This is a genomic window from Dialister sp. UBA1703, from assembly GCA_002320515.1.
Lineage (GTDB): Bacteria > Bacillota > Negativicutes > Veillonellales > Dialisteraceae > Dialister.
Genome location: DCJJ01000010.1, coordinates 8,710 through 13,669, shown reverse-complemented (window position 1 = coordinate 13,669; position 4,960 = coordinate 8,710). Strand labels below are relative to the sequence as shown.

The window sequence follows — 4,960 nt, the reverse complement described above, 5'->3', positions numbered from 1 at the left end:
CCAGAGCTATACAGAAATACTGATAAAACCGAAGCCACGGAGATAGTAATCATCGACAGTCAAATGAATTACCGAGGAAAACTTGACACTTACCCCATGTTTTCACCGAGGAAGAAGTAGGCGAAAATGGCGGCGAACACGGGCTCCAGGGAGAAGATGAAGCCTGCCCTTTCAGGGGTGGTGTATTCCTGAGCCACCGCCTGGATGGTAAAGCCGTAGGCGGAAGAGAAGACAGCGAGCCCCAGAATGGCGGTCCATTCGGGAAGGGTATGGGGCAGTCTGGGCGTTTCCAGAAGAAGGCTGACGGCGCCGGCTATGATTCCGGCAAAGCCCATCTGCCATAGGCCCAGAAGGAGGCTGTCTACTTTAGAAACGAAGGTATTGGTGAAGAGGATATCCAGGGCGTAGAGAAATGCTGCCAGGAGGCAGAGCACGAATCCTTTGTCCAGGCTGATGGAAGTGACGCCGTTCAGGATGAAAAGACCGGCGGTGACGATGGCGGTGCCAAGCATGATGGGAAAAGAGGGCATTCTCTGAATCCACAGGCCGTGAAGGATGGGAACCATAATGACAGAAGTGGAAATCAGAAATCCTGCCGTGGAGGCAGAGGTGCCGATGACTCCGTAAATGACGCCGATAAAGACACCGGCAATGGGAAATCCGGTGATGGCGCTGTATTTCAGTATTTTCCCGTCGGTCTTCCGAAGGCGTTTCATAAAGAAGGGGAGCAGGATGAAGAAGGCAAAAAGGCATCGCAGCGCGGCAATGGAGACAGGCGGCATGGTCTCTGCGCCCAGTTTCATAAATCCATAGGAACTGCCCCATACGAAGGCGGCCGTAAAGAGTAGGAAATCAGCTTTATTTTGACTCATGAATCCTCCTTAAATGGATCAGATGCTTTTGCTATTCTATCATAATTTGACAATCCTTATCATTTCTCTTTAGAATGATTTGAGAAAATGGTATAATCCATATAGATTTTATGAAATGAGAGGAGACTTGCTATGTCTTTTAAAGAAATCCCTGTGGAAGAATGCGGATTGAATCCGTTTACAAAACTTAGTGATTACTGCATTGTCACAGCCGGCAATAAAGAAAAATGCAATCCCATGCTGGTGACCTGGGGCGGTTTCGGCATTATGTGGAGAAAACCGGTGGCATCCATCTATATCCGTCAGAGCCGTTTCACCAAAACCATTCTGGATGCCCAGGATTATTTCACCCTGTCTTTCCCGCCTGTATCCTATAAGCCAAAGGAATCCTACATGGGCTCCCACTCCGGCAGGGACGGTGATAAATTCGAAGGCAGCGGCCTTCATCCCTATGCCATCGGCGATGAAGCGGTGGGTCTGGAAGAAGCGGATCTCATCCTGGTATGCCGGAAGATTTACACCCATGAAATGAAAGAGGAATTCTATACGGATAAGGAAACCTATGAAAGGTGGAATTCCGGCAGACAGGCCGGCAATAACCACAGCATTTATATGGGTGAAATCGTAAAAGTTCTGAAAAAGTGCTGAGAAATTAAAAATACCCGCCAGTCATCACTGTGACTGGCGGGTATTTTTATGGTGGGATGGTTTTTGTCCGGTGTGGCGCATTGGGAATCATCACGGCAGGAAACGATTCGGCCGGAGATTTCGGGGCGCCTCTTTGCTCCGCTCGAAATGACGGGGAAGAGGCGCTATGGTGATTCATGGGGGCAGGAAACTGTAGGCGAAAGGTTTCCTGTCCGATGTGGAAGCAATGCGATTCGTGGGGGCAGGAAACTTTTAGCGAAGGGTTTCCTGTCCGATGTGGGAACAGTGTGATTCATCACGGCAGGAAACTATTTTTATGACTTATCCTCTGCGCCCAGCACCATGTCGGAGCTTTTGAGGATTCCTTCTTTTCTTCGCTTTTCAAATTCCGCCGTGGCAGTAAAGAGGACGTCGCTGGAGCTGTTGAGGGCTGTTTCACAGGCATCTTCCAGTACGGAAATAATAAATCCTACGCCTACCACCTGCATGGAAATGTCGCTGCTGATGCCGAAGGAGGCGCAAGCCACGGGGATGAGGAGGAGGGAGCCGCCGGCTACTCCGGAAGCTCCGCAGGCGCCGATGGTGGCTACCAGGCAGAGGAGGAAGGCGGTGGGAATGTCCACGTCAATGCCCAGGGTATGGGCGGCAGCCAGGGAAAGAACGGAAATGGTGACAGAAGCGCCGGCCGTATTCACCGCAGCCCCCAGGGGGATGGAAATGGAGTACATGTCCGGATCCAGTCCCAGACGGCGGCAGAGGTTAAGGTTCACCGGAATATTGGCGGCGCTGCTTCTGGTGAAGAAGGCGTAAACGCCGCTTTCCTTTAATGTGGTCAGCACCAGGGGATAGGGATTTCTATGAACTCTGGAAAATACAAGCAAAGGATTCATCACCAGGGCCACGGCGCCATAGGCACCGATTAAGACGGCCAGGAGATGGAGATAGCCCAGAAGGGCGGAAACGCCCTGGCTGCCTACGGAATTGGCTACCAGGCCCATAATGCCCAGGGGCGCCAGATGGATGACCCAGCCTACGATCTTTGTCACTGCTTTGGCAGTGTCATCGAGGAATTGTTTCGTGCTGCCTGTTCCCATGGATTTCATGGCAATACCGAAAATGACGGCCCAGAGAAGGATGCTGATGTAATTAGCCTTCAAGAGGGCGCTGACCGGATTGTCAATGGTGCTCATCACCAGATTGAAGAGCACTTCCCCGATGCCGCTGGGCGGCTTGGTGCTGCCTGCATCGGCAGCGGCCTGCAGGGTGAGAGTGGTGGGGAAAAGGAAGGAAAAAGATACGCCAATGATGGAAGCCAGAAAGGTGCTGGTCATGTACAGGGTGACGATGGGCTTCATACTGCCTTTCTGGTTTGGCTTCTTCTGGGCGATGGCATTGATGACAAGGAAAAATACCAGTACCGGCGCCACGCTCTTTAATGCTTTCACAAAGAGGTCACCGAATACGGTAAGGAAGGGTACTGACTGGGGAAGGGTGACGGCCAGCAGAATGCCAAGCACTAGTCCCAGGGCAATCTGGTGAATCAGTTTGATATGGGAAAGAATGGATTGTATTTTAGAAATCAAGAGAATCCTCCTATATAAGTAAAAAGAGATGCTACGGTTTTTCATTATACGCTTATTTACAGGGGAACGCAATATTTTCGATATAATATATAAGGTAAGAAGAGCAGGAAGGAGAAATTGAAATTCAAATTTGAATTATATATAATAGGGATAGAAATGAATCAGACAGGGACAGGCATCGGATTTCCTTCCCTTTCATGCATATCCAGCTTGTAAGGAGGTGGCGGCATGGATAAAAAAAGAAAAGCAGTCCTTGGCATGGTTTCCCTGTTAGCGGCTGCTTTTTGCATGGTTCCCCTTTCCGGAAAAGCTGAGGAACCGGTAAATCTTGAGAAAACGTCATGGACGGCTCTGGCGTCCATGTACGGGAACCCTTATTTCACAGAAGAAAAGGGAGCCACCCTTTCGCCGGAGGTGCTGGCGGAATGGTGGAAAATATTTCATGATGATACCCTGGACTCCCTGATTTATACCGCCCTGGACCATAACCGGGACCTGGCCCAGGCAGAGTCAAGACTGAAACAGGCCAGGGAGGCGCTGGGCATGACGAAAGCTTCTCTGGTGCCCTGGGTGAATGCAGGCGCCGGATGGGTGAGGGCAGAGGCACCGGAAGGGGTGATCACCGATGTCACTCCGTCAGCTTTGGAAAAGGTGCCGGGCATGACCATCGATAACAGCCATAATCTTACCTACACCGGACTGGATGCGTCCTGGGAACCGGATTTCTTCGGCAAAAACCGGTCCAAAGTAAAGGCGTCGGAAAAATCGCTGGAAGCCCAAAGGGCGGCGCTCTACTCCACCTGGGTATCCCTTTCGGCGGAAGTGGCCATGAATTACATCACCCTCCGAACCCTGCAGGAGGAGCTGGCGGTGACGGAAGCCCATATCCATAACCAGAAAGAGAATCTCGCCCTTCTTCAGGTGAACGAGAATGCGGGCCTTCTCTCATCCCTGCCGGCAGACCAGGCGTCCTATACCCTTCATGAATCGGAGGCGAAAGTGCCGGAGCTGAAGACGGAAATCGCAGATACGGCCAATCGGATTTCCATTCTCACCGGTACGGTACCGGGGGCGCTGAATGATAAGCTCCTTACCCCTTCGCCTCTACCGGATATCGACAGCGCCATGTACAATGCCATTCCGGCGGAGGTGCTTCGCCAGCGGCCGGATGTGCGCGCGGCGGAAATGGCCTGGGCTGCGCAGATAGCAAAGACAAAGGAAGCAAAGGAGGAAATGAAGCCGAAGTTTTCCATTCTGGGCGTGCTGGGGCTGGCAGCCCTTTCCGGCGGCCTCTTCTCTGCCGGCAGCCACGCCTTTGGCATTATGCCTCAGGTATCCTATCCCTTATTTAACGGCGGCGCGCTGAAAAGAAATGTAAGGGTACAGAGCGAAAAGGAAAAAGAAATGCAGAGTGCCTATGAAAATACGGTGCTCAAGGCGGCCGGTGAAGTACGAAGTGCCATGACTGCCATCAGCCAGGACAAGATCCGGAAGGACTCTCTGGAACAGGGAAGAAATAAGGCCAAAGAAGCACTGGATCTGGCACAGAACCAGTTCACCTACGGCCTTTCCGACTACATGGGAGTCCTGGACGCAGAGCGCCACTACCTGTCCCTGGACCAGAACTATACCCTGTCCAAAGGAAAGGAACTCACCGACATGGTATCTCTCTTCAAGGCCCTGGGCGGCGGCTGGAAACCGTTGGATGAGGGGCTGGAAAAAGGGAGAAAATAGAGAGAGGCCTATCAGCTTCCGGCTGTCCGATTCTCCCGGGATGGTATGGGCGCGTCCCTAGGGAACGAGCTTTGCGAAGCGGTGCGGATAGTTCTTTATACTCATCGCCCGCAGGGCGATACC

The 4,960-nt window shown here is 52.1% G+C and carries 4 protein-coding genes; 2 read left to right on the top strand and 2 right to left on the bottom strand.

All coding sequences use genetic code 11. The features are described 5' to 3' along the window. Positions 1–89 precede the first annotated feature (89 nt). Positions 90–872 (bottom strand): DMT family transporter, encoded by a 783-nt coding sequence (locus B2Y11_RS00680; RefSeq protein ID WP_291054805.1) that lies wholly within the window; start codon positions 870–872, stop codon positions 90–92. 132 nt (positions 873–1,004) lie between these two features. Here B2Y11_RS00680 and B2Y11_RS00675 point away from each other — a divergent pair, with 132 nt between their 5' ends. Beyond that, the gene (locus tag B2Y11_RS00675; RefSeq protein WP_291054802.1) at positions 1,005–1,520 is read left to right on the top strand and encodes a flavin reductase; all 516 of its coding nucleotides are present in this window, start codon (positions 1,005–1,007) and stop codon (positions 1,518–1,520) included. Positions 1,521–1,834: 314 nt separating this feature from the next. On the opposite strand, the gene sstT is transcribed toward B2Y11_RS00675, so the two are convergent. Continuing rightward, on the bottom strand, positions 1,835–3,100 hold the full coding sequence (sstT, locus tag B2Y11_RS00670; RefSeq protein ID WP_414630726.1) for a serine/threonine transporter SstT: 1,266 nt from the start codon (positions 3,098–3,100) through the stop codon (positions 1,835–1,837). A gap of 231 nt (positions 3,101–3,331) precedes the next feature. On the opposite strand from sstT, the gene B2Y11_RS00665 reads away from it, so the two are divergent. Continuing rightward, positions 3,332–4,837, top strand: a complete 1,506-nt coding sequence (locus B2Y11_RS00665; RefSeq protein WP_291054796.1) for an efflux transporter outer membrane subunit — start codon at positions 3,332–3,334, stop codon at positions 4,835–4,837. Positions 4,838–4,960: the final 123 nt, after the last annotated feature.